Source organism: Pseudomonas fluorescens NCIMB 11764 (assembly GCF_000293885.2).
Taxonomy (GTDB): Bacteria; Pseudomonadota; Gammaproteobacteria; order Pseudomonadales; family Pseudomonadaceae; genus Aquipseudomonas; species Aquipseudomonas fluorescens_B.
Genome location: NZ_CP010945.1, coordinates 5,212,540 through 5,236,573, shown reverse-complemented (window position 1 = coordinate 5,236,573; position 24,034 = coordinate 5,212,540). Strand labels below are relative to the sequence as shown.

Below are 24,034 nucleotides of genomic sequence, written 5' to 3'. Positions count from 1 at the left end.
AGGCAGATCTCGAGCAGATAGGGGGAGGAGCGGTTTTGGTTTATAGAGAGGTGGAGGCCGAGAGATTTTTCCCGGGTTCCTCGCGCACGGCAGCCGCTGTCGGGTGTTGCAGGAACCTGGGCAGCGCGCGTACCACGACGAAGTCATCGACCGCGCGCCCCATCAGGGCGTCGACGATGCGCGCGCTGGCCTTGCCATCGCCATAAGGGTTGGCCGCCTGGGCGCAGCGACGCCACAGCAGTTCGTCATCAAACAGCGCGTTGACACCGGCGATAATCGAGTCCGGTGCGGTGCCAACCAAGCGCACAGTGCCCGCTGCGACCGCTTCCGGACGTTCCGTTACATCACGCATGACCAGCACCGGCTTGCCCAGTGACGGCGCTTCTTCCTGCACGCCACCGGAATCAGTGAGGATCACATGGGCACGTTGCATCAGGCGCACGAAGGTCAGGTAATCCAGCGGCTTGATCAGGTGCACGTTGGGCAGATCGCCCAGTTGCTCGGTGACCGGGCCGATGACATTGGGGTTCAAATGCACCGGATAGACGATCTGGATATCCGCGCGCCGGGCCAGATGACTCAGGGCCTTGCAGATATGCAGGAAGCCTTCGCCGAAGTTTTCCCGACGATGCCCGGTGACCAGCAGCACCTTGCGGCCGCTTTGCAGAAACGAGAATTGCTGGTCCAGACTGGCCCGCAAGTCAGCGTCCTGCTCGATGCGCCGTGCGGTCATCTGCAACGCATCGATCACCGTATTGCCGGTCACGAAGGTGCGGCCCTGCAGGCGTTCATCGAGCAGGTTCTGGCGCGACTCATGGGTCGGCGCGAACAGCATGTCCGCACCCAGGTCGATGCAGCGACGGTTCATTTCTTCCGGCCACGGGCTGTAGATATCCCCGGTTCGCAGCCCGGCCTCCACGTGGCCGACCGGAATGCGTCGATGAAAAGCTGCCATCGCGGCGACCATGGCCGAGGTGGTATCGCCATGCACCAGCACCCGGTCCGGGCGGGTCATTTCCAGCACCGGGTCAATTGCTGCGTATAACGCCGCAGTCAGCGAGTTGAGCGTCTGGTGTTGCGTCATCACATCAAGGGTGTAATCAGCCTTGAGATCGAACAGATCCAACACCTGTTTCAGCATGCTTTGATGCTGGCCAGTGACGCAGATCCGCGAATCAATTCCCGGTTCTTCGGCGAGGGCTTTGACTAACGGCGCCATTTTGATGGCTTCTGGACGGGTTCCGAAGATCGAAAGGATTTTAATCTTATGGCGAGCGATGATGCCTTCCTTGCGCAGTTTTAGTGCGCAACACAACAGCTGCCCAGGTTTTATTGGAACTTGGGCAAGCTAGCGTTTTGAATTTAATTAAGGTCGGGTCATCGGCGTGAGAGGTGAGTAGATGTTCACTTCAGGTCAATAAGTTTGTTGCCTGGAACCCGGAATCGTCCGAATTATTAGCATCCGAGAACAGTATTTAAAAGTGTTAAATGTATTTTTTTATCTGATGGGAAAAGTTTGAAACTTTTATATGGGTGGTCGGTCTTTTCTAGTTTTTTACAATTTAAGCAAGAGTCTTGATGTTTGTTATGTTTAATTTAACATTATGATTCTTATGGGCTTTTTTATTATTTAATACCATTCGTCGCTACGTGTGAATTATTCTCGCGTTATAAGAGTCGGGAACGTTCCCGGTAAGGCGTCGGCTGGCTGGAGTATAACGGGTTATAGTCACTTAAGTGACGCCTGTATATTGTCGCGACGCAACAATGTTTTGTGAGCTTGTCACCCGTGTTTGATAACGGTCCTGCTGCGAATTGGCAGGTTAAGTGTTTGACTGCCAAGTTAAGCCTGGCTAATCACTTCGCTTTCCAGTGTCCGCCACCCGACTCGCAATCAATCTTCAGCTGGCTCAAGTGTTCGGCGTCGTAGTAATACGTAGTCACTTGGGCATTGTCTGGAATGTTGAGCGACTTGGCGTTCTTGTCCTTACTGGTGGAGTGAGGATTGGCCAGCGACTCCTGAGTCAAGGTCGCAATGCAAGTGGCCTGATAATGACCGTCGCACTGTTTCACCTTTTTCTTGGTGCTGGTCATCATTTCCTTGCTTTCATTGCTGCATGACCAATCAATGGAATTGACCGGCATGCCTTCATACTCATAGCAACTATGGGTTTCGACCACGGGCACGGAAGGGCTTTGGGAGCGGGTCAGGACGTCGCAGCCTTCAGCGAAAGCCAGGGTCGGACTGAGGCTGGCGATCAGAAACAGCACTCTACTGTTCATCGGGGTTTCCTCTCCAATGGCGCCTTGCCAGATCAAGGATCGGCGCTGATAACGTTTCGAAAACGCGATGACGCGCCGGGTTCCATTCGTTTTTGATCGGCGACAGGCTGTCACTGTAGAAGTCGCGAATCGAAGGTACGAATCATGGCGCGGTCCCCAGAGGAACCGATGGGAGGAGCGTGGACCGTTTTGCGATATCCTGATGCACCAGACTCCTGTCCGTTCACGCAACCGAGTGCCAAAAACATTGATCGAACGACGCCAATTTAGCGGAGGCATGAAGGGGAAAAATCTCCGCTATCTGAACGACAACCCCAACGAGCCTGTTCAAATGACGCGAACAGGCTTTTTGCTGCTCGAACATTTCTCGCTGCCTGCTTTTACCCAGGCGCTGGATACAATCGTCACCGCGAATCTGCTACGCCCCAAACTGTTTTCGTCCCGCACCTTCGGCTTGAACGACGGGGAAGTGGTCAGCGATCTGGGGCTGGTCATTCGGCCGGATGCGCGCATCGACTGCTCGGTGATTCATGACCTCGATCTGCTGGTCATTTGCGGTGGCTACCGAACCGAGCTGAAGGCGACTGACGAGTTGATCAGTCTGTTGCGAGCGGCCGCCGACCAGGGCGTGAGCCTGGCGGGATTGTGGAATGGCGCATGGTTCCTCGGGATCGCCGGGTTGCTCGACGGTTATCGTTGCGCGATTCACCCCGAACATCGCCCCGCGCTCGCGGAAATTGCCAAGGCCACGCACGTCACCAGCGAGCCCTTTGTCATCGACCGGGACCGGCTAACGGCGTCCAGCCCGTCAGGTGCCTTCCACATGGCGTTGGACTGGATCAAGGGCCTGCACGACAAGGCGCTGGTCGAGGGTATTGAGGACATCCTCGCGTTCGAAGAGTCCCGCTACCGGCGCATCAAACCGACGGAGAACGTCTGTGTGAGCGCTCCCTTGCGCGAGGTGGTGAAGCTGATGGACGCCAACCTCGAAGAACCGCTGGAGCTGGAACAACTGGCCGTCTATGCAGGTCGTTCTCGTCGGCAACTCGAGCGTTTGTTCAAGGAGCAACTCGGCACCACGCCGCAGCGTTATTACATGGAGCTGCGGATTACCGAGGCGCGTCGACTGCTCCAGCACACGGAGCTGTCCCAGGTGGATGTGCTGGTGGCCTGTGGGTTTGTGTCGCCGAGCCATTTCAGCAAGTGCTATAGCTCGTATTTCGGTTACAGGCCGTCCAAGGAAACGCGGCTGGTCAAATGACACTCTTCTGAGCCGGTTCTTCGAGACCGGCGATCTTTGCGTTCGACATGTGTTGTCGTACGACTATCTGAAATTAAAAATCTGCTGGCAATTTCGCCCGGACTAAAGGCTGTCGGACTGCTTCGCCCCGAGTGTTTGGCCGATAGCGAATCTTCAGCGAGGGGTGAACGGCGAGACGAACGGCAATTTTCCAGATTGACAGCCGGGTAGGGGACTCGCTATAAAAGGCGCAGTTGTACGACGACATACGATGTTACACCCCTAAAAACAAAAACCGGGTCCCATCATGAACTCAATCCGCTTTCTCGCCTCCCTGCATCCCGCTTCTTATGGTCCGGTCCTGACTGCCTGCCCGTGCGCATTGTCTGCGGCAGCTCCGCCAACCCCCTGCTTGCACGTGCTACTCGTCTGACGCGAGCCGCAGAGCGGCGTGCTGCGCGTAAGAAGTGATCTCGCTTGAAACCGAGAGATCATCACCATAATCCAATAATAAAGTGATGCCATGAATCTGAACGAGCCCATCAATGCGCAACGTGTCGGCCAGGCTGTCGGTAAATACCGCTGGACGATCTGCGCGCTGCTGTTTTTTGCTACCACCGTCAACTACCTGGACCGCCAGGTGCTCAGCCTGCTGGCACCGGATTTGTCGACGCAATTTGGCTGGAGTAACAGCGACTACGCCAACATCGCTTCCGTTTTCCAGTTTGTGTACGCGATTTCCATGTTGTTTGCTGGTCGGTTCGTCGACAAGATCGGGACCAAGAAGGCCTACATCATTGCGATCAGTATCTGGTCGACCGGCGCCATGATGCATGCCTTTTCAGTACCGATGGGCGAGGGCATCGCAGCGGTGTGCGGCGCGTTCGGACTGGCTGTCATCCCAGTGTCGATCGCAGGCTTCATGCTCTCCCGCGCCGTGTTGGCGATAGGCGAAGCGGGTAACTTCCCGATCGCGATCAAGGCCACTGCCGAATACTTCCCCAAGAAGGAACGCTCCTTCGCCACCGGTATCTTCAACTCCGGCGCCAACGTAGGCGCGATCCTGGCACCGATCTGCGTACCGCTGATTGCCGGCCTGTGGGGTTGGGAAGCGGCGTTCATCGTGATCGGCATGCTGGGCTTCGTCTGGGTGGCCGTGTGGATTGCGCTGTACGACAAACCGGAAAAGCAAAAACGTCTCTCGGCGCAGGAGCTGGCCTACATCCGCAGTGATGCGCAGGTGATCGATACTCCGGCGCCGAACGTCGCCGAAAAGAAAGTATCGTGGTTCAAGTTGCTGACCTACCGCCAGACCTGGGCTTTTGCCTTCGGCAAATTCATGACTGACGGCGTGTGGTGGTTCTTCCTGTTCTGGCTTCCGACGTATCTGTCAGCGCAATACGGCATGAAAGGCCAGGCCATCGTGTGGCCGCTGGCCGTGTTGTACAGCATGACCATGGTGGGCAGCATCGGCGGCGGCTGGTTCCCCAGCTACTTCATGGCTCGCGGCGACGCGCCGTATGACGGTCGTATGAAAGCCATGCTGGTGATCGCTTTCTTCCCGCTGCTGGTACTGTTGGCGCAGCCCTTCGGATACATCAGCTTCTGGGTGCCGGTGCTGTTGATCGGCGTAGGCGCGTCGGCGCATCAGGCGTGGTCGTGCAACATCTTCACCACCGTGTCCGACATGTTCCCGCAAAAATCCATCGCATCGGTGGTCGGCATTGGCGGATTGGCGGGCGGCTTGGGCGGCGTGGCAATGACCAAAGTCGGCGGCTGGGTGTTCGACTATTACAAATCGATCAACGACATTCACACCGGCTACATGATCATGTTCGCCATCTGTGCGGTGGCTTATCTGGTGGCCTGGAGCGTGATGAAACTGCTGGTGCCACGCCATAAGGAAATCACCGACCTGTAAGGGGCGGGCCCGACAAAAGTGAATGGCAAGGCCCGATTTTATCGAGCCTTGCCATTTTGCGTATCAGCCCAACTTAAATCGTTCGGGCTTCTGAAGAAGGTTGCTGCCTATCGACCATGAGCAACTGCCGCCAGTTGCCCGGCATCGACGCGCACAAAAATAGAGTCCCCGACCGCCGTCAGCACATCCCCGGCATAGACCTCGCAGACGACGCGGGTTTTGCGTCCCACTTCGCCTTCCACTTTCGCACGCAGGGTCAGCGGTACGCCCATCGGCGTCGGCTTGATGAACTTGATGCCCAGGTTGCCAGTGACGCAGTTGATGCGCGGTAGGCTGGCGACTTCGCGGTTTTCCATGCGGTAGTGATAGGCCATCGCCGTCCAGTTGGAATGGCAATCAACCAGCATCGCGATCAAACCACCGTAAACCAGATCCGGCCAACCACAATACTTGGCTTCCGGCATATGCTCGGCAATGACATGCTCGCCGTCTTCATGCCAGAAGCTCTTGATGTGCAGCCCGTGTGGATTGCTGCCGCCGCAGCCGTAACAAACGCCGTCAGGCGCGGCGGTGTCTTGCAGGGAAGTGTCGGGTGTGGACATGCCTGGATCATCCTCAAGAATGTGAACGGGAGCGGGCAGATATTAACGCTGAACCGCTAGCGATGGTTGCTGCAAATCATGTCCGGCGCGGGTGCCGGATCGTTCCCCAGTGACATCTGTTCACAGTCAGATCGTGGCGGGCGCAGAACCATAGGCTTTAATAGTAATCGGCCCTTCATGGATGCCGCTGTTCATCGTTCTGCCAACGCGGCCGATATCAGGGTATGCAACACACTAACGTCGACGACCAGCAGGAATCTATGCCGAACAGTTCCACCTCCAGTAACCCTGCTTCCTCCCGTCGCTCGAGCGTGGTACTGGCTCGCGCCTCGCTGCTCAAGTTTGTGGGTCTATTGGCGGGGGTGTTTTTACTGGCCAGCTATTCGCTCGTTTACCTTGCACATGATTTGGACCGGACAGAGGAGGCTGAAAGCGCGTTCTACACGAAGAAGGCCGTCCAGTCGCTGGAAAAATCGCTGCGCTCAACCGTCAAGGATTACGCCTTCTGGGGTGACGCCTACAGGCACCTGCATGCCGAAGTGGACCCTGACTGGGCCTTCGTACGACAGAACGTCGGAGCAACGCTCTACACGGATTTCGGGGTCCAGGGACTGTTTGTCGTCAACGACGTTGATCGCACTGTTTACGCTGTGGTCAAGGGTGAGCTGAAATCCGTGGAAGTCACTGAGTGGCTCAAGCAGTCCATCGCCGGAATTCTTGACAAGGCGCGTGCAGGAGCGGAAACCGAGACGCCGATAACAGCCTTCATCAACCTGGGAGGAGTACCCGCACTCATCGCGGCAGCAGCCATTACGCCGGGAACCGATCCGACAGTGGTGCCTGATGACAGGCCACCTTCAGTGCTGGTTTTCGTCGATGTGTTGAACAACGCCAAGCTGCAGATGATCGGCGACGATTTCGGGGTCGACCGTTTGCACGTCGTCACGTCCGGCGAAACCGACACTGCGTCGCTCTTGCCACTGGGCGATGACGGTTCGGCCGGCAGCCTGCAGTGGAGACCGGAAAGGCCGGGCCTGCGGTTGCTGGGGATAGGGTTGCCATTGATCGGCATTGCCGCGTTGTTGGTGTGCCTGATGACGTGGGTCATTTTGCGTCGCACGACCGCGGGTGCGCTGGCACTTGATGCCAGCTATGCGTCACTGCAAAGCAGTCAGGACGCCCTTGCCACCAGCGAAGCACGCTTTCGCGACGTGGTTGAAGCCAGCTCGGACTGGGTATGGGAAATTGATCCCGAGTGGCATTTCACCTATTTGTCAGAACGATTCGAAGACGTGACGGGGCTCTCGAGAGACATCTGGATTGGTGCGGTAATCGATGATCTGCTGAGTACCGAACTGGGCACGCTGGCTCAGTGGCTCAGCATCCCGAACCGTCGTCCGGATATCAGCATTCAGTGCCGATACGTCGATACCGAAGGCCAGGAGCGAATCACTCGTCTTTCGGCTCGAAAGATGGCAGGTGGAGGGTTCCGGGGGACTGCGACGGATGTGACAGAGGAAGTCGAAGCTCGTCGGCGTATCGAATTCCTCTCGCAGCATGACGCCCTGACCGGGCTGCCGAACAGAACCCGCCTTCAAGAGTTTCTCGACGGTAAACTCAAGGCATTGCCAACGATAGAACAGCCGCTGGTCATGCTCAGCCTGGATCTGGATCGTTTCAAGCCGGTGAATGACTTGCTCGGGCATGCCGCAGGTGATCTGGTCCTTAATGAAGTGTCGAGTCGTCTGTCAGAGTGCGTGCGCCATGGCGACCTGGTCGCTCGGGTGGGCGGGGATGAGTTTGTATTGATCCTGACCGACGTGAGTTCCCAGGAAGAAGTCGAGACGCTCTGTCGCCGCTTGATCGAGTCCATCGAGCAGCCAATAACGATCGATGAGCAGGAAGTGTTCGTCAGCGCCAGTCTAGGCATTGCAATGGCGCCTCATGACGCATGCGAGGCGACCGTGCTGCTTCGCTATGCGGATATCGCACTCTACGAGGCCAAGGCCGGAGGGCGTAACACTTGGCGCTTTTATGCCGGCGATATGAACGCCAGGATCATCGAGCGCCGTCGTCTGGAAAGCGACCTGCGCTTCGCGATCAAACATGGAGAGCTGCGGCTGCATTTCCAGCCACGCTATCGTATCGCTGACGGTCAGATGGTGGGTGCTGAAGCGCTGGTCCGGTGGCAACATCCTGAGCGCGGTTTGATACCACCCGACACGTTCATCCCGATTGCCGAAGAGTCCGGGCTGATTCTTTCCCTGAGCAACTGGGTTCTCGATACCGCCTGCCGCTGCGCCGCACGGTGGCCGGAAAGTTTGTTCGTATCAGTCAACCTGTCACCGACCGAATTCAAACGAGGCAATCTGGTCGAGCGTATTCAGACAACCCTTTTGGACTCTGGCATCGACCCTGGCCGCGTAGAGCTGGAAATTACCGAAAGCGTCATGCTTGAAGACGCCACCGGCGCTCTTGAGGTCATGCGTACGCTCAAACGTCTCGGCGTACGGATATCAATGGACGACTTTGGAACGGGATATTCGTCGTTGAGCTACCTTCGTGCATTCCCGTTCGACGGCCTGAAAATTGACCGCAGTTTTTTGAACAGGCTGGCCGATAGCGAGGATGACAAGGCGATCATCCGGGCTATCGTGGGCCTGGGACGTGCGTTATCGCTCACCGTAACGGCTGAGGGCATTGAGACGGCCGATCACCTGAAGTTGCTGAAGGCGGTATCGTGCGATGAAGGTCAAGGCTATTTCCTGAGCCGGCCGCTGGATATTGTTGCTTTCAATGAGTTGGTAGGCCTCTTCGAAGAAGCTCGTTAGAGGCAGGCTACCGACCCTTAACAACGGTCGTTCATCCCTGGACGGTTTCCGGAAGTCTGGCGATCACCTTGATCTCGAACTGGAAACCATACAGCCACGTGACGCCAATCCCGGTCAGCGTCGGGTGCGGCGCGTTGCCCCAGAACTCCGGCACGATCTTCCAGATCGTTTCGAACGTCGATTCGGGATCGACGATGAAGACGGTGACATCAATCACGTCGTCGAAAGTGCAACCAGCCGCGACCAGGATCGCGTTCAGGTTGTTGAAGGCAAGCCGGACCTGATTCTCCAAATCAGGCTCGGGCGATCCATCCTCTTTGCTGCCGACTTGTCCGGACACGAACAGAAAGCCATTGGAGCGAATCGCCGGCGAGTAGCGATTGCGCTCATAAAGCGCTTGGCGTCCGCTCGGAAAAACCACGTCACGCGTTGTCATAAATCACCTCGATCAAAAGGCCGAAACCGACCCGAAACTAACGATGTAGGGACTGTAAGGACTTGCGCCGGGGCGATAAACGAGCAACCTTGGTGATCACTGTTTGGAAAATACAAACAATCTGATCGGAACAAGGGGTGGCGATGGACCGTTTTGACGCGATGCAGGCATTTGCGCGTGTGGTGGAGGCGGGCAGTTTCACCAAGGCTGCAGAGACCCTGCACATGAGCAAGACCACCGTGACTCAACTGGTGCAGCAACTGGAAGCGCGGTTGCGCGTCAAGTTGCTCAACCGTACGACGCGCAAAGTCAACGTCACCGCCGATGGCGCCGTGTATTACGAACGCGTGATCAAACTGCTGGCCGACATCGACGACGCGGAAACCAGTCTGTCCGGCGCCTCGGCATCGCCCCGGGGCCGGTTGCGAGTCGATGTGCCGAGCCCGTTGGCGAGCATGATTCTGATGCCGGCATTGCCTGGGTTCTACGCGCGATATCCGGACATCCAGATCGACATGGGCGTCAGCGATCGCATCGTCGACATGATCGATGAGAACGTCGATTGCGTGGTGCGCGGCGGTGAACTCACGGATCAGTCGCTGATGGCCCGGCGCGTCGCTGATCTGTCGCTTGGCGTTTTCGCAGCACCGAGCTATCTGGCTCGCGTCGGTACACCCTTGCATCCGCGAGAGCTGGAAGAGTCGAACCATCGGATCGTCGGTTTCCTGTGGGCGCGCACCGGCAAACCGTTGCCCTATGCGATGCACAACCCCAGCGAGCGCTTGCAGATCAAAGGTCGCTACGTGTTGGCCGTCGACGATGGCAATGCCTACCTCGCGGCCGGCCTGGCAGGGTTGGGTGTTCTTTGGCTGCCCAAGTACATGTCCAAAACCTTCGAGGCGAGTGGCGAGTTAGTGCCGCTGTTCGAAGACTGGCACCTCGACACGATGCCGCTTTACGTGGCTTTTCCACCGAACCGGCATATAAGCCTCAAGTTGCGCGTGTTCATCGATTGGGTCGTCGAGGTGATGGCGCTCCATGCGCCGGTGGGCGACCGACAGGCATTGCCGCTGGGCAAATGATCGATGGCTTCGTTGACCCGACGCATGGAGGAAGATGTTCGGCTCCGGTCGAGCGACTCGCGTGGGCATCCTGCGATGACGCCGGGCAGAGCATCGCAGCACTTCGAAATTATCGGCAACGCCGGCCACTCTGCACTAACGTTTAGGCATTCGTTCTGAACTGCAACTACGCTACATGTTTTTGCTCGGCCACCGATTCTGAATCTTCTTACTCAGGATCTTATGAGCACGGCGTCAACCTCGTATAGATCATGCGGAGCATAGGGATTAAATGCACGATCTTCGCCCAAACCCAACGTTAAGGCTGGAATACTGTGCCGAACGCCCAATATTCATGGACTTCTTGCAGCAGGCGAGGCGTTCGCCCGATGCCATCGCTGTCATCTCTCAAGACGCGACGTGCAGCTATCGACAACTTGAAGAAATAAGCCGGGGCATGGCGTCCTTGCTGATCAGGGAGGGCGCAAAACAATCCGACCGGGTTGTTATTGTTTCGAGTCGTTGTGCGGGGCTGGTCTACGCCATGCTCGGAGCGTCGCGGGCCGGATTGATGTTCACGGTGGCCGACGTCGCCTATCCGCCAGCGCGTGTAGGGCAAATCATCAAGGCGCTGGAGCCTTCCTTTGTGCTGGTGTGCGGCGAGGCGCCTGACGAACTCAGGCTTGAATGCCTTGAGACAAGTACGCGGGTCGTTCACATTCCGGAAAGTCCCGCCCTTGCACTGCAAGCCTTCGCCTGTGATCAAACAAGCCTGCCTGAAGTCAATCCGGCCGATCCGGCCTATGTCACCTTCACCTCCGGAAGTACGGGTGAGCCGAAAGGAATCGTGACTCATCACGCGCCTTTGGTTCACTTCATTGAATGGCATGCCCGGCGTCATTCATTAACCAAAGACGATTGCTTTTCCCTGCTGTCCGGTCTGGGGCATGACCCGGTGTACCGGGATGTTTTTACGCCGCTCTCCATTGGCGCGAAAGTTGTGGTTCCATCGCAGTCAATCGTCATTGATCCTTCAGCTTTGGCTACGTGGATACAGGAAAATGGCGTTTCGATTATTCATCTGACGCCCCCGTTGGGAAAATTGATTGAAACGGGCGCGAAACTTAAAAAACTTGAATTCAATGCCCTGCGATATCTGTTCTGGGGCGGAGATGCATTAAGTCAGACGCTGTACAAACAAATTCTCGTTATTGCGCCCGGTGCCGTCAGCGTGAACTTCTACGGCACGACAGAAACGCCGCAGGCCATGGCGTACCATCATCTCGATCCTGAAATCGACCGTCTGAAAATTCCGCTGGGCAAGGGGATTGAAGGTGCGCAACTGCTGGTGGTCAATGAGTCAAATCAGTTGGTCAGCGAAGGCGAAGTGGGCGAGATTCTGATACGCAGCCCTTATTTGTCGTTGGGTTACTGGAATGACACATCGCAAACCAGAGAAAAGTTTGTGGTGAACCCGTTTACGAACGACGAACACGATATTTGTTATAAAACCGGTGACCTGGGCACTTATCTTATCGATGGCAGTGTCAGCTTCCTGGGGCGAGGTGACAGTCAGGTCAAGATTCGCGGCCATCGAATCGAACTGACTGAAATCGAAGGCGCGCTGTCACGGCATCCCCGAATCAAACAGTGTGTCGTGCTTGCCAACCATGACACGTCGCTCGCCCGGCTGGTTGCTTACTGCGTTGCGACTACGCCGGTTACATCGGTTGAATTGCGTGACCATGTCGGCAAGGAGCTCCCCGACTATATGGTCCCGGCGTTGTTCGTCTTCCTGGACGCTATTCCACTGACGCCGAACGGAAAGATAGATAGGCGCGCATTACCCTCGATTGATACGGACGCGACGTCGATCAATTCGAGCCAGAACCTGTCACCGCTGGCGCTCCAGCTGGTAGCCGCCTGGTCGGAAATACTCGAAGTCCCGCGTATTGATTCAAATTTGTCGTTCGTCGAACTGGGTGGGGATTCGCTCTCGTTTGTACAGGCTTCCATGGCACTTGAAGCGCTGATTGGCCATCTCCCGGATCAGTGGGAAATGATACCGGTGCGTGAATTGTGTGAGCTGACCCATAAAACCCGGTCTTCCCGGTTTTCACTTCGGGCAATGGAGGTTCCTGTTCTTCTGCGTGTCATGTCCATTTTGCTTATTGTTATCGAGCATCTGGATATTTTTTCAAAATTCCCGCTTGCAGGCGAGACGAAGGTGTTGTTTATCGTGTCGGGCATCAGCCTGGCCAGGTTTCAACTTCAAGCGATCAATGAGCGCGGTAATGCGCGTACACTTTTAAAGTCCATTGTCAGTATCGCGATACCCACCATCCTGTACGCCATCTTGATTCAAATAGTTTTCGACAGGGTTCATTGGCAAACGGTATTGCTCGTTTCGAACTGGTTTCCAGAACGTGTTGTAGGCACCTTTACCTATTGGTATGTCGAAGTTCTTCTGCAAATGATCCTGATCATTGGATTCGCCCTGTCGTTCGAGCGAGTCAGAAAAATGATCATGTCAAATCCGTTTCAGAATCTGGTCATTGCGGCCTGCGTATTGGCCGTGGCGGATGTTCTGATCAGTGCCTATTTGTTTGATGCTTCCGAACTCTATGACAGAGTGCCGCAACACTATCTGGCGATCATGGTGCTCGGAATGGCCATTCATTATGCCAACTCGAGCATCAAGAAATGGATCGTCAGTGCGGTGGCCGTCATTGTGCTGGGCGGGCAGGATCTTCTGCTCATCTATGGGCCGCACAACATGGACATAAACGGATATGTCGATATCGCTTTGCCTGCCGTGCTCGTGGTGATCTGGGTCAAGTCCATTCCTGTGCCTGGCTTCATTGCGCGGGGCCTGGCGTTAATTGCCGCATCAACGCTGTATATCTATTTGACGCATTTTCAGTTTCAGTCCCTGGCGCGTCACATTGTTGATGTGCCGGCGTTGTCGGTTGTCGTCGCTCTCGTTGGTGGTGTTGGGGTTGGTTATGTGTGGAACAAGGTGGTTCGGATTGTCTTGATGCGGTGGAACAGGGGGAAGAAGAAAGCCAGTGTGGATGCGGTTGAGCGGGTGGCTTGAATAGAGATTGGGATTGGGACTGGGTGAATATCCATTGCTGCTGTGAAGGCCACTAATGGTTCCGCCCTTACGGCGGGTTACTTGGAAGAGCGCCAAGTAACCAAGCGCTTGCGCCCCTGACGTACGGTGCCTCGCTAAAGCTCGGCATGCCCTCGCTCCGGTCCTGCTCCGTGGGCCCGCCGCCATCGGCCATCCATGGCCGGGGGCGGCTAACCCGGCATCCATGCCGGGTTGCCCACTGCGCAGAACCTGCGCTCGGCCTTCCGACGGGGCAGATCAAGATCAAAGGCCAAAGCGAGGCGGCCTGATAGCCGGCCTGAAGTCCGTCACCACCACGCCCAACCATTCGTTTAATCAATAACCACCATCAATAAACGCAAGTTCTGTTTTTCCGGCAACGGAGGAGGATAGCTACATACCGAATTCGCCTCCGAAGGAATCTGCGCGATGAGAATCTCTACCTGGCTGGCCCTTGTCGCTGTATTGACCGGCAGCGTTGCCGCCACCGCACCGGCCTATGCCGCTGAACAGACCTGCCATTTCTTGCCGGTCGCCGACAGCGCCGCCAGCCTGAAGCCTGCCCAAACGGTGGGTGTGCTCTACAGCGAAAACACCGTCAACACCCTCGAATACCTTGAGCAGTACCACTCGGTTGCGCTGAACGGCGCGAAGAACCCGGCGCTGGATTCGCGTATCAGCAATGCCTTCGTGAAAAGCTCCGATCCGAAATTGGCAATCAACTGGCTGATGGGTTCGTTGCACAAAAAATTTGCCACGGTGACCGTCTACGACAACCTTGACGCACTGGTGCAAGCGCGCCCGGACGTGGTGGTGATGCTGGACACTTACAGCCGTCTGGTGTCGAAGCGCAACAATCAGGTTGAAGCGCGTTTCATGGCGAAATTCTACGACTCGAACCTGCAATACATTGGCAAGGCCGAAGGCGCTCGCGCGCAGCAAATGCCTTCGGTGTGGGTGCAGGGCAAGGCGGCGCCGGAAATCGCCGCGCAGATCGACCAGCAAACCGAGCTGCAAGTGAGCGCCCTGAAACAGTTCGATGCCTCCCTGGCGGCACTGGTGAGTTCGGGCACTGTGGCTCAAGTCGCGAGTAACTGACGGTTGCCCATCGCTGCGCCGATTGTGTTTGCGCCTGGGTTTGGCTAATCTCGAATAAACCCGCAAATTCAGGCGAAAACATGCACGATCATTCGGCGGCCGAACTTCCCCAACTGCGCCGGCAAAAAATCCTCCTGATCCTCGAGCGTGACGGCAAGGTCATGGCCTCCGAGTTGAGCCAGCATTTCGCAGTCTCCGAAGACACCATCCGCCGCGATCTGTCGGAACTGGCCACGGCCGGTCTGGTGCAGCGCGTATACGGTGGGGCGCTGCCTCGGCCCAAGGACACGGGCAAGGATTATTTCACCCGTGTCAGCGAAACCGATGAGGTGAAAACCCGCCTGGCGCAGCTCGCCGCGGACCGGGTGGAGAATGGCCAGATCGTGATGTTCGATTCCGGCTCCACCACGCTCCAGATCGCGCGTTCGTTGCCGACGGACATTTCTATCACGGCGATCACGACCTCGCCGATGACCGCGATTATCCTCGCCGAATACAAAGGCATCAAAGTGATTCTGGCCGGCGGACAACTCAACCTGGCGACGATGTCGGTCAGTGGTCACGAGACCGTGCGCCTGCTGCAGGGCATCAAGGCCGACGTGCTGTTCACCGGGGTCTGCGCGATTCATCCGGAAGTCGGCATCAGCTCACTGCATTTCGACGAGGTGCCGGTGAAGCAGGCGCTGATTGACAGTGCTTCGCAAGTGATCGCCGTCACCACAGCGGACAAACTGGGCGCGGTGGAACCGTTCGTGGTCGCGCCATGCAACCGCATTCATACGCTGATCACCGAGCGTCATGTGGCGTCGGGCGATGTTGGGGATTATCGGAAACTGGGAATCGAGGTGGTTCAGGCGCAGGACTGAAAACGACGCAACGCCCACCATTCTCAGCCGCCAGTGACTGGCGGAAAAAAGGCGATCTCGTCTAAGTCTCCTACGGCCTGATCGAGCCTCGGTCTACCGCTTTGCACATGTCGTAGATGGTCTGCGCTGATGTCCGTGGCGGAAGCCATCGCCCGACTGCTGACGATGGCCAAGTCGCCCCGTCTCGATCACTCAAGCACAAAATCAACGGGCTCCAGAACCGGAGGAAGTTGCGTCACCCCCAGCGCCGACAGCACTTCACGTTCGATGATACGCACCAAGGCATCGGTGGGCAGGTCATTTTCGTCGCGACCGAGCGGGTCTTCCAGCTCATCGCCAATCGCGTCCAGACCGAAAAACGTGTAGCTGACAATGGCCCAGGCGTTGTTGCGAAAGCTCATGAAGATCGACAACGACAAGCCCAGCAGGGTGAACGGCGTTGCACTGACCTTGGAGAAGTAACTGGGGTGCAGGGTTTCGATCAGCACGATGGCCGAGGCGAGCAATGTCACCATCAGGCTGCGCCAGGCAATGCGTTTGGCGATCGAACCCTTGAGTGAAGTCAGCACGCCGATCAGATTGGGTTTGGGCCTGACAATCATGGTCTTCAGCCGCCGGTCATGTTCATGAAGCGAACCACCTGAACATCATCGTTCACTTCAAAATTGTGCCGATAGGGCTTGAGCTTCATCGCCTCGATAATAGCGTTCTCCAGGCGCTCGGGCTGGCCTGGATGGGCGCGCAACACGGCCTTGAGATCGACGGAATGCTCGTTGCCCAGGCACAGCAGCAGTCGACCTTCGACGGTCAGCCGCACCCGGTTGCAGGTGCCGCAAAAGTTGTTGCTGTGAGGAGAAATGAACCCCAGTCGGATCTGCGGCGCCTCGGCCAGGCGCCAGTAGCGGGAAGGGCCTTGGGTCGACTCGGCGGAGTCAATCAACGTGTAGCGTTCGGCAATCCGTTCACGGACCTGGGCGCTGGAATAAAACGATTCCGCGCGGCTGTGCTCATGGATGGTGCCCAAGGGCATTTCTTCGATGAATGAAATATCGAGCTGGCGGTCGATGGCGAAACTCACCAGGTCGTTGATCTCGTGATCGTTGCGACCCTTCATGACCACGCAGTTGAGCTTGGTGTTGCGAAACCCGGCTGCATTGGCGGCGTCGATGCCCTTGATGACCTGCGCCAGGTCGCCGGTGCGCGTCAGTTCGCGAAAGCGCTGCGGGTCCAGGCAGTCGAGGCTGATGTTCAGTCGCTTGACCCCGGCGTCGAACAACGGCTTGGCCAGTTTGCTCAACTGAGAACCGTTGGTGGTCATGCACAATTCGCGCAGGCCGGGCAGGGCGGCGATGCGTTGGCACAGTTGCACCACGCCCGGGCGAATCAGCGGCTCGCCGCCGGTCAGGCGGATTTTGCGCGTTCCCAGCGCCACGAAGCTTTCAGCGACTTCGTAGATTTCTTCCAGGGTCAGGATCCGTTGGCGTGGCAGAAACTGCATGTCTTCGGCCATGCAGTACACGCATCGGAAATCACAGCGATCCGTGACAGACATTCGCAGATAGTCCACACGCCGGGAGAACCCATCGATCAAGACTCGCTCTGACATGACAGCCTCGCTTGGCGATTCGGGTCGCACTTCTAATGGGTATTCCGTCATTAACGGATGTGTGAGCCGCAGGCTAAGAGCAACTTGAGGGGGCGTCCAATCACTATTTATGACCGGGTGATCGATGGGCTCTATGACGAATTCCGGGAGGGGACCGGTTGCCTGGTGAAACCGGCCTGCTTCAACAAATACGGTCGAACTGCTGTGCAGGGTGGGCATCGGCTACATAGCGTCGACGCCACACCCACTCCGGGTTTTTGCGTTTGTATGGGAGGTGCCTTACGGCGTACCGAACATCGCCGTCCAGTAAATTCCCGAATCACTTTTCGGGTCGACCGCATACGCCGCACCCAACTCCTGGAATTGCGGGTTCATCAGGTTGGCGCAATGTCCGGGGCTGGCGACCCAGCCATCGACTACCTTGCGCACGGCGTCTTGTCCGGCGGCGATGTTCTCGCCGATCTGCTGGCCGCTGTAACCCGCCAGCTCTGCCCGATCACCGGGCGTGCGGCCATCGCGGTCCTTGTGATCGAAATAGTTGTTGTTGGCCATCGACCGCGAATGGGTCTCGGCCGCCGTTGCCAGGATAGCGTTCCAGGTCAGCGGTGTGGCGGCAGCGAAGGATTGCGTGCCGCACTGGCGCGGCCGACCGCGTGCGACATTGAGCTCGGCCAGCAATTTCTGGCCTTCGGCCTGCCAGTCGCTCAGCCGTGCGCTCAACAGTGGACGGGCCAGCACAATGCGCCATTCACGGTCCTGGCGGCTCACACCAATGTCGACGAATTGCGGGTCCAGCACGATCTGGCAAAAGCTCTCCTGGATCGCTTTCATCGCTGATGCCGCATCACGCGGCCCGGACAGGCTGATCGCCTGCACATTCTTCATCGGATAATTCGCGGCGACCATGGCCTGTTGCAAATTGACGACGCTGGTGGCGGACAACGCCAGCCGTGGATCACCCGCCAGCGGCGGCAGTTCCGCCGATACCTCACCCGCGCAACGCTGCACCTGGCTGCGGTAGTCGTTGATCGAATCGATCAGTTGTTTCTCGTCAGCCGCCAGCGCCTTCGCGGCGAACAGCAAGCCCAACGACAACGTGGCAAGACGCAAAGCGGATGACAGGACACGCATGGAAATCTCCCTTGGATCTGACTGCGCCCATGATGCGCGAAGTGGCCCCCCTGCAGGCAATGGATTTTTCCAAAATGCCGGGGAGGTGATTGCTGTCATTTCACTACTACACTTATCCGAAACCGCCAACCGAGTCTTTCGACGATGCGCTTCCATTGGATTGCCACCTGCCTCGCAATTACCCTGTTTGCCGGCCTGGCTTTCGCCACGGATCAGGAGCAAAAACAGCAAGCGGCCGAGAACAAGGCCGAGGTACTGGAGCAAAAAGCGGCGGATAACCCCAGCCCCGCGCCGGCCCCAAAATCCGAAGCCATTACCCAGTCCGAGGTCCAGGCCGTGGATCCCGCAGGCGTAGCGCCGCTGGACGATGCGATCACTTGCCTGGCCCGTTCCATCTATTGGGAAGCCAAAGGCAAGGACGCTGTCGACATGGAAGCGGTCGCCAACGTCGTCATGAATCGCCTGGGTCACAAAGGTTTTCCGGACACCGTGTGCGGTGTGGTCAAGCAGGGCTCCGAAACCAAAAGCTGCCAGTTTTCCTGGTGGTGTGACGGCCGCTCCGATTCGGTCCAGGAAGAGGTGCCTTACGCACTCGCCAAGGAAATCGCGCGCAAGGCGCTGAATAAACAGTTGCCGGATCGCACAAGCGGAGCCTTGTACTTCCACGACCGCACCGTGAAACCGGATTGGGCCAAGGAGTACATCAAAACGGCGGATATTGGATTGTTCCGCTTCTACAAGCCCCATGATGGCGATGCGAAATAGGAGAGTTTTTCGTTCGCCCCGGAGCGTGTCATCTGGGTGTCATCGAACCCATGTCAACATCCTTGCAAACCGTCTTGAGTGTTCAGCGGAGCGGCTTCTGCTGACAGATGAATTGCGCAAGGAATACCTCAATGAAAGGAGACGCCTCCCTGTTTGCGGCCATTGACCTGGGCTCCAACGCGTTTCGTTTGATGATCGGCCAGTCGGTCAGGCGGAACCAGCAACTGGTGATCCAGGAAGTGAAGACCCTGCGTGAGCCCGTTCGGTTGGCGGAGGGGTTTCAAGGCGGCGCGCTGGACGAAATGGCGCTGGATCGTGGATGGCAGGCGCTCGCGCGATTTGGCAAAAAATTGCGTGGCTTCGAGCCCGGTCGTGTGCGGGCGGTGGCCACCAGTGCGGTGCGCGAAGCTGACAATGCGCAGCTGTTTCTGGCCAGCGCGGAAAGGCACCTGGGTTTTCGCATTGATGTGATTTCCGGGCATGAAGAAGCCCGGCTGGTGTACGCCGGCGTGGCCCATACGGTGCCCGGCACCGAGCGCAAGCGACTGGTCATCGATATCGGCGGCGGTTCCACGGAATTGATTCTGGGGCAGGGCGCTCAACCGCTGTTGACCGAGAGCATCGCCATCGGCAGCGGCACCTTTGGCGCGCGCTACTTTCAAGGCGGCCGCATCTCGGCCCCGGCACTGCTGGAGGCCGAGCGTGTCGCGACTCTGCAGTTCGAACGCGTCGCGCGCCGTTATCGCACGCTGGGCTGGCAGCAGGTCATCGGTTCTTCAGGCACCGCACGCATGCTGGCCAAAGTCCTCAAGGCCAACGGTTTGAACGACGATGGCCACAGCGGAATCACCTACAGCGGCCTGTTGCGTCTTTCGTTGCGCCTGCTGGAAGCAGGGCACGTCGAACAGCTCAGGCTGGCCGGTCTGCAGAGTCATCGCCTGAGCATCCTGCCGGGCGGACTGGTGCTGATGCTGGCGGCGTTCAAAGTCTTTGGCGTCTCGCACATGACACCTTCCGAGCCCGGCTTGCGGTTCGGTGTGCTGCACGGGTTGATGACCAGGCACTAGCGACTGATTCAGGAGTACAGTGCAGACTCGGCTGACCGGAAACCCGTCATGCCACCTTTAAGGTCAAAGGAGTCTGCCACCGTGCACAACATCGGCCTCATCGTTTACCCCGGTTTCCAGGTGCTGGGCCTGGCCATGTGTGCGGCTTTCGAAATGGCCAACGGTGCCGTCGACACTCCGATGTACGACATCACCTTGCTGTCCGAGCACGGCGGTACCGTGCGGACCTCGGCGGGTTTCGGCGTGGAGACCACGGCGTTCCACCATGGCCCCTTCGACACGCTGCTGGTGATGGGCGACAACCTGATCCGTCCGGTCTCGCCCGGCATGGTGGAGTTTTTGCGCAGCGCCAGTCGGACCTCTCGACGCCTGGGGTCCATTTGCACCGGGGCCATCGCATTGGCCGAAGCCGGCCTGCTCGATGGCCGGCGTGCGACCACGCACTGGTGTCATGCGCCGGCATTGCAGCGGGCGTACCCGAAAGTGAGGGTGGAAGAAGACCGGATTTTCATCAACGACGGTAACGTCTGGACCGCGGCGGGCATGAGCGCGTGCGTCGATTTGGCGCTGGCGCTGGTTGAAAAGGATCTGGGCGCCGACGTGGCGCGGCGCGTGGCCCGGCAATTGGTGGTGTATCACCGGCGCGCGGGCGGGCAGTCGCAGTTTTCGGTGATGCTCGAACTCGAGCCCAAGACTGACCGCATCCAGTCCGCGTTGATCTACGCCAAGCAGAACCTGAAGTCCGAGCTGTCGGTCGAGGCGCTGGCCAGCGCGGCCAACCTTAGCCCGCGACAGTTCAGTCGTGTGTTTCATGCCGAAACGGGTCAATCACCGGCCAAGGCTATCGAGAACCTGCGAGTGGAAGCCGCGCGCCTGATGATGGAAACCGGCCGGCATGCCATCGATGTGGTGGCGACAGAGACCGGTTTTGGTGATCGTGAGCGTATGCGCCGGGCTTTTATTCGTGCGTTCGGCCAACCACCGCAAGTCATCCAGCGTGCCAATCGCAGTTGATCCCAGGCCGATGGCCGAGTGCTCTACTGTGGCGAGGGAGCTTGTCGGAACGCCGCACCGTCCCGCTCGGCTGCGCAGCAGTCGCAAAATCCAATGGTGCGGTTTGTCCTGAAAGGTGGTGTATTCGACATTCAAGACAAAATATTATTACCGTAATCTGGTCCTCGTTGAAACCCATTCCCCAACGAGATCACCGTCATGACCATCGTCAAAGCCGCCGCCGTTCAGATCGCTCCTGTGCTCTACAGCCGTGAAGGCACTGTAGAAAAGGTCGTCAACAAAATCCTAGAACTCGGCGAGAAGGGCGTGCAATTCGCCGTTTTCCCGGAAACCATCGTGCCGTACTACCCGTATTTTTCCTTCGTGCAGGCCCCATTCAAAATGGGCGCCGAGCACTACAAACTGCTGGACCAGGCCGTCGTTGTCCCTTCCGCGACTACCGATGCGATCGGCAAAGCCGCGAAGGACGCCAACATGGTCGTGTCCATTGGCGTCAATGAACGCGATGGCAGCACTCTCTACAACACTCAGTTGCTGTTCGATGCGGACGGCACCCTGATTCAGGCGCGGCGCAAGATTTCGCCGACCTATCACGAACGGATGATCTGGGGCATGGGCGACGGCTCCGGCCTGCGGGCCACCGACAGCGCCGTCGGCCGCATCGGCCAACTGGCTTGCTGGGAGCATTACAACCCGCTGGCGCGTTACGCCTTGATCGAAGACGGTGAACAGATTCACGCCTCGATGTACCCCGGTTCATTTGCCGGCCCGCTGTTCACTCGCCAGATGGAGGTCAGCATCCGCATGCACGCGCTGGAATCGGCGTGCTTCGTGGTGAATTCGACGGCCTGGTTGTACCCGGAACAGCAGGCGCAAATCATGGCTGACACCGGTTGCGAGATCGGTCCGATCTCCGGCGGCTGCTACACCGCGATCATCGATCCGCAAGGTGAGGTTGTCGGCGCACTGACCGAAGGCGAAGGCGAAGTCATCGCTGACATCGACTTGTTCCAGATCGAAATCCGTAAACGCCAGATGGATGGCCGCGGTCACTACAGCCGACCGGAAATCCTGAGCCTTAACATCGACCGCACGCCCCATCGCCATGTGCATGAACGTAACGCTCAACCGCAGCTGGTGGTGGCTGCCCAAACGGAAGAAGTGAGCCTGTAGCCATCGTTGCAAAAAAAAGGCACCTTCATCGTCGTATGAAGGTGCCTTTTTCGCGTGTGTGGGCCTTACAGTTCCATACCCAAAAAGATCAGCGTATTGCCATGGGCCTCGGCCGCTGCACGCTGGTTGTAGCTGTCACGGTGCGAGCAGTTGAAGCCATGTTCGGCTTCCGGGTACACGACGATTTCCACGTTATCGTTGTTGTCGAAGCGCTCGGCGATTTTCTCGACGGCTTCCAGCGGAATGTGGCTGTCCTGTTCGCCGAAATGCATCAGCAGCGGCACTTCGATTTCGTCGGCCCGGTCCAGTTGGTTCTGGATGCCGCCGCCGTAATAGGCAATGGCCACGTCCACCAGCCCGTTGGCGGCGGTGTGGTACGAGAGCAGGCCGCCAAAGCAGTAGCCGATGGAAGCGATCCCGCCGTCCAGGCCCGGCTGGGCTTTCAGGGCGTCGATGGCCAGTTCGATGTCCTTCTGCGCCTTGTCGACGTCGGTGGCGTTCATCAACTCGATCGCACGTTTCCAGCCGGCTTCATCGTAGGTCAGTTCGATACGGTGGCCGCTGCGCCAGAACAGGTCCGGCGCGATCACCAGGTAGCCGTCGGCGGCGTACTGTTCGGCGACGGAGCGAATGTGTTCGTTGACGCCGAAGATCTCTTGGATCAGCACGATCCCAGGGCCTTTCCGGGTATGCGGAATGGCCAGGTAGGCGCCGAATTTACCTTCGGCGCTGTCGATCTCGATCCATTGGGTGGTCACGCTCATGGTGGCTCCTGTCTACGCAAGTGAGGTGGGAGGTACAGCTTGCCACATTAACATTTCAGCGATTGTTGCGATGCCAGAAGAATCGGGCCAGCAACGCATCGAGGCTGAGTTTGCCGGCACCCGAGAGCAACAGTGGCATCAGGGCGGCGAGGTAGATCAGCGGCAATTTGAAGTTGCCGTACCCCTTGTTGCTGATGGAGTAACCCTGGGCAAGCTCACTCAATGTAGACCAATCGGCTGGCCAGTGAACGGCAGCGGTCGCAACGACAGTCACCACGATCAACACAATGGCGGAGATCCGCGTACCCAGTCCGACAAGGATGGCGAGGGCGCAGATCAGTTCGGCCCACATCGACAGTTCCCAGTTCAGCGTGGCCGGCACATGGTCGAAGGGAAACGGGAAGCGATCCTGAATGTCGGCGAAGCAGTTTTCGCCGTTCCACTTTTCCAGGCCCGACTCGAAGAATTCCCAGGCGATGAACAACCGCAAGGTCAGAGGGGCGAGCCAGCTACCGGCACGGTCAAGGTTCAGGTGCAGGCCTTTTACGGCCGACGAGATTGCAGCGTTCATGGACTTGGTCTCCGTTCAGTCAGGGATGCGGGGCCCGACGGCCCTGCGCAGGGGTTACTCGCTGGCGCCGCACTTGCCTTCGCCGCATTTGCCTTCAGCCGGTTTTTCCGCGGTGTCGGCCTGGGCCTGGCTGTAGCCGTGGGCCAGCTGTTTCATGCTGAACGCTTCGGACTCGGAAGCCGACGCGACGTTGGACAGGGCCAGCCCGCCCGCAACGATCAGGCCGAGGGTCAGGGAAGAAGTCGAGAGCTTGAACATGGTGATACCCCATAGCATTGAGTGAGTTGAGCGCTTTGATCGGCTGAGCCAATCGACAGGCACATTTCATCAATCGGGTGTATCTGCGATGTGTCGCGGGTGCGGGTTTTTATGGACGGGGTGTGTCAAAAACGGGGCTGTATACATGCTGATACACAGGCAATGCAAATCCCCTGTGGGCGCGAGCAAGCCCCCACGGGGAGCAGTGGTGTTTATGAGATTGTGTTCAGGC

At 57.9% G+C, this 24,034-nt stretch carries 21 protein-coding genes; 11 read left to right on the top strand and 10 right to left on the bottom strand.

Features of this window, described 5'->3' with window-relative positions:
- Window positions 1-40: 40 nt before the first annotated feature.
- Both wecB and B723_RS23740 read right to left on the bottom strand, forming a co-directional pair.
- A complete protein-coding gene (gene wecB / locus B723_RS23745; RefSeq protein WP_017339530.1) occupies window positions 41-1,219 on the bottom strand; it encodes a non-hydrolyzing UDP-N-acetylglucosamine 2-epimerase in 1,179 nt (392 codons plus the stop codon).
- 638 nt (window positions 1,220-1,857) lie between these two features.
- Window positions 1,858-2,283 carry a hypothetical protein gene (locus B723_RS23740; protein ID WP_017339529.1) on the bottom strand — a complete coding sequence of 142 codons (426 nt, stop codon included), beginning with the start codon at window positions 2,281-2,283 and terminating at the stop codon, window positions 1,858-1,860.
- A 247-nt stretch (window positions 2,284-2,530) separates the two neighbouring features.
- On the opposite strand from B723_RS23740, the gene B723_RS23735 reads away from it, so the two are divergent.
- Window positions 2,531-3,544 (top strand): GlxA family transcriptional regulator, encoded by a 1,014-nt coding sequence (locus tag B723_RS23735; RefSeq protein WP_033037628.1) that lies wholly within the window; start codon window positions 2,531-2,533, stop codon window positions 3,542-3,544.
- 502 nt (window positions 3,545-4,046) lie between these two features.
- Complete coding sequence (locus B723_RS23730) at window positions 4,047-5,444, top strand: MFS transporter (RefSeq protein ID WP_017339527.1); 1,398 nt, start codon at window positions 4,047-4,049, stop codon at window positions 5,442-5,444.
- Between the two features lie 107 nt (window positions 5,445-5,551).
- On the opposite strand, the gene B723_RS23725 is transcribed toward B723_RS23730, so the two are convergent.
- Window positions 5,552-6,046: a PaaI family thioesterase gene (locus B723_RS23725; protein ID WP_017339526.1), complete on the bottom strand. Its 495-nt coding sequence runs from the start codon at window positions 6,044-6,046 to the stop codon at window positions 5,552-5,554.
- A gap of 260 nt (window positions 6,047-6,306) precedes the next feature.
- Between B723_RS23725 and B723_RS23720 the strand changes: the two genes are divergently transcribed.
- Window positions 6,307-8,877: a bifunctional diguanylate cyclase/phosphodiesterase gene (locus B723_RS23720; protein WP_017339525.1), complete on the top strand. Its 2,571-nt coding sequence runs from the start codon at window positions 6,307-6,309 to the stop codon at window positions 8,875-8,877.
- 31 nt (window positions 8,878-8,908) lie between these two features.
- Here the strand turns inward: B723_RS23720 and B723_RS23715 are convergent, their stop codons facing one another.
- Window positions 8,909-9,313: a RidA family protein gene (locus tag B723_RS23715; protein ID WP_017339524.1), complete on the bottom strand. Its 405-nt coding sequence runs from the start codon at window positions 9,311-9,313 to the stop codon at window positions 8,909-8,911.
- Window positions 9,314-9,456: 143 nt separating this feature from the next.
- On the opposite strand from B723_RS23715, the gene B723_RS23710 reads away from it, so the two are divergent.
- The 4 genes from B723_RS23710 (at window position 9,457) to B723_RS23695 (ending at window position 15,453) form a co-directional block, all read left to right on the top strand.
- Entirely contained in the window at window positions 9,457-10,395 is a 939-nt protein-coding gene (locus B723_RS23710) for a LysR family transcriptional regulator (RefSeq protein WP_017339523.1), read from the top strand.
- A gap of 271 nt (window positions 10,396-10,666) precedes the next feature.
- Window positions 10,667-13,471 (top strand): amino acid adenylation domain-containing protein, encoded by a 2,805-nt coding sequence (locus tag B723_RS23705; RefSeq protein ID WP_031319010.1) that lies wholly within the window; start codon window positions 10,667-10,669, stop codon window positions 13,469-13,471.
- A gap of 447 nt (window positions 13,472-13,918) precedes the next feature.
- Window positions 13,919-14,587, top strand: a complete 669-nt coding sequence (locus B723_RS23700; protein ID WP_017339521.1) for a hypothetical protein — start codon at window positions 13,919-13,921, stop codon at window positions 14,585-14,587.
- Between the two features lie 80 nt (window positions 14,588-14,667).
- Window positions 14,668-15,453: a DeoR/GlpR family DNA-binding transcription regulator gene (locus B723_RS23695; protein WP_017339520.1), complete on the top strand. Its 786-nt coding sequence runs from the start codon at window positions 14,668-14,670 to the stop codon at window positions 15,451-15,453.
- 188 nt (window positions 15,454-15,641) lie between these two features.
- On the opposite strand, the gene B723_RS23690 is transcribed toward B723_RS23695, so the two are convergent.
- From B723_RS23690 to B723_RS23680, 3 genes are all read right to left on the bottom strand, one after another.
- On the bottom strand, window positions 15,642-16,055 hold the full coding sequence (locus B723_RS23690) for a bestrophin family ion channel (RefSeq protein WP_017339519.1): 414 nt from the start codon (window positions 16,053-16,055) through the stop codon (window positions 15,642-15,644).
- A 5-nt stretch (window positions 16,056-16,060) separates the two neighbouring features.
- Window positions 16,061-17,059: a GTP 3',8-cyclase MoaA gene (gene moaA / locus B723_RS23685; RefSeq protein WP_017339518.1), complete on the bottom strand. Its 999-nt coding sequence runs from the start codon at window positions 17,057-17,059 to the stop codon at window positions 16,061-16,063.
- A 279-nt stretch (window positions 17,060-17,338) separates the two neighbouring features.
- A complete protein-coding gene (locus B723_RS23680; protein ID WP_017339517.1) occupies window positions 17,339-18,190 on the bottom strand; it encodes a CAP domain-containing protein in 852 nt (283 codons plus the stop codon).
- A 144-nt stretch (window positions 18,191-18,334) separates the two neighbouring features.
- Between B723_RS23680 and B723_RS23675 the strand changes: the two genes are divergently transcribed.
- The 4 genes from B723_RS23675 (at window position 18,335) to B723_RS23660 (ending at window position 22,209) form a co-directional block, all read left to right on the top strand.
- Window positions 18,335-18,955 (top strand): cell wall hydrolase, encoded by a 621-nt coding sequence (locus B723_RS23675; protein WP_017339516.1) that lies wholly within the window; start codon window positions 18,335-18,337, stop codon window positions 18,953-18,955.
- 131 nt (window positions 18,956-19,086) lie between these two features.
- Window positions 19,087-20,022, top strand: a complete 936-nt coding sequence (locus B723_RS23670; protein ID WP_017339515.1) for a phosphatase — start codon at window positions 19,087-19,089, stop codon at window positions 20,020-20,022.
- A gap of 81 nt (window positions 20,023-20,103) precedes the next feature.
- Window positions 20,104-21,036, top strand: a complete 933-nt coding sequence (locus B723_RS23665) for a GlxA family transcriptional regulator (RefSeq protein WP_017339514.1) — start codon at window positions 20,104-20,106, stop codon at window positions 21,034-21,036.
- Between the two features lie 198 nt (window positions 21,037-21,234).
- The gene (locus B723_RS23660) at window positions 21,235-22,209 is read left to right on the top strand and encodes a nitrilase-related carbon-nitrogen hydrolase (RefSeq protein WP_017339513.1); all 975 of its coding nucleotides are present in this window, start codon (window positions 21,235-21,237) and stop codon (window positions 22,207-22,209) included.
- 65 nt (window positions 22,210-22,274) lie between these two features.
- Here B723_RS23660 and B723_RS23655 read toward each other — a convergent pair whose 3' ends face one another.
- From B723_RS23655 to B723_RS23645, 3 genes are read right to left on the bottom strand one after another with little or no spacing between them, the layout of a single operon-like run.
- The gene (locus tag B723_RS23655; RefSeq protein WP_017339512.1) at window positions 22,275-22,973 is read right to left on the bottom strand and encodes a dienelactone hydrolase family protein; all 699 of its coding nucleotides are present in this window, start codon (window positions 22,971-22,973) and stop codon (window positions 22,275-22,277) included.
- 55 nt (window positions 22,974-23,028) lie between these two features.
- Window positions 23,029-23,544 (bottom strand): DoxX family protein, encoded by a 516-nt coding sequence (locus B723_RS23650; protein ID WP_017339511.1) that lies wholly within the window; start codon window positions 23,542-23,544, stop codon window positions 23,029-23,031.
- Window positions 23,545-23,598: 54 nt separating this feature from the next.
- On the bottom strand, window positions 23,599-23,802 hold the full coding sequence (locus tag B723_RS23645; RefSeq protein WP_017339510.1) for a hypothetical protein: 204 nt from the start codon (window positions 23,800-23,802) through the stop codon (window positions 23,599-23,601).
- Window positions 23,803-24,034: the final 232 nt, after the last annotated feature.

Coding starts and splice junctions, on each gene's coding strand:
- wecB (WP_017339530.1), bottom strand. CDS start 1,219: ATGGCGCCGTTAGTCAAAGCCCTCGCCGAAGAACCGGGAATTGATTCG.
- B723_RS23740 (WP_017339529.1), bottom strand. CDS start 2,283: ATGAACAGTAGAGTGCTGTTTCTGATCGCCAGCCTCAGTCCGACCCTG.
- B723_RS23730 (WP_017339527.1), top strand. CDS start 4,047: ATGAATCTGAACGAGCCCATCAATGCGCAACGTGTCGGCCAGGCTGTC.
- B723_RS23725 (WP_017339526.1), bottom strand. CDS start 6,046: ATGTCCACACCCGACACTTCCCTGCAAGACACCGCCGCGCCTGACGGC.
- B723_RS23720 (WP_017339525.1), top strand. CDS start 6,307: ATGCCGAACAGTTCCACCTCCAGTAACCCTGCTTCCTCCCGTCGCTCG.
- B723_RS23715 (WP_017339524.1), bottom strand. CDS start 9,313: ATGACAACGCGTGACGTGGTTTTTCCGAGCGGACGCCAAGCGCTTTAT.
- B723_RS23710 (WP_017339523.1), top strand. CDS start 9,457: ATGGACCGTTTTGACGCGATGCAGGCATTTGCGCGTGTGGTGGAGGCG.
- B723_RS23705 (WP_031319010.1), top strand. CDS start 10,667: ATGCACGATCTTCGCCCAAACCCAACGTTAAGGCTGGAATACTGTGCC.
- B723_RS23700 (WP_017339521.1), top strand. CDS start 13,919: ATGAGAATCTCTACCTGGCTGGCCCTTGTCGCTGTATTGACCGGCAGC.
- B723_RS23695 (WP_017339520.1), top strand. CDS start 14,668: ATGCACGATCATTCGGCGGCCGAACTTCCCCAACTGCGCCGGCAAAAA.
- B723_RS23690 (WP_017339519.1), bottom strand. CDS start 16,055: ATGATTGTCAGGCCCAAACCCAATCTGATCGGCGTGCTGACTTCACTC.
- moaA (WP_017339518.1), bottom strand. CDS start 17,059: ATGTCAGAGCGAGTCTTGATCGATGGGTTCTCCCGGCGTGTGGACTAT.
- B723_RS23680 (WP_017339517.1), bottom strand. CDS start 18,190: ATGCGTGTCCTGTCATCCGCTTTGCGTCTTGCCACGTTGTCGTTGGGC.
- B723_RS23675 (WP_017339516.1), top strand. CDS start 18,335: ATGCGCTTCCATTGGATTGCCACCTGCCTCGCAATTACCCTGTTTGCC.
- B723_RS23670 (WP_017339515.1), top strand. CDS start 19,087: ATGAAAGGAGACGCCTCCCTGTTTGCGGCCATTGACCTGGGCTCCAAC.
- B723_RS23660 (WP_017339513.1), top strand. CDS start 21,235: ATGACCATCGTCAAAGCCGCCGCCGTTCAGATCGCTCCTGTGCTCTAC.
- B723_RS23655 (WP_017339512.1), bottom strand. CDS start 22,973: ATGAGCGTGACCACCCAATGGATCGAGATCGACAGCGCCGAAGGTAAA.
- B723_RS23650 (WP_017339511.1), bottom strand. CDS start 23,544: ATGAACGCTGCAATCTCGTCGGCCGTAAAAGGCCTGCACCTGAACCTT.
- B723_RS23645 (WP_017339510.1), bottom strand. CDS start 23,802: ATGTTCAAGCTCTCGACTTCTTCCCTGACCCTCGGCCTGATCGTTGCG.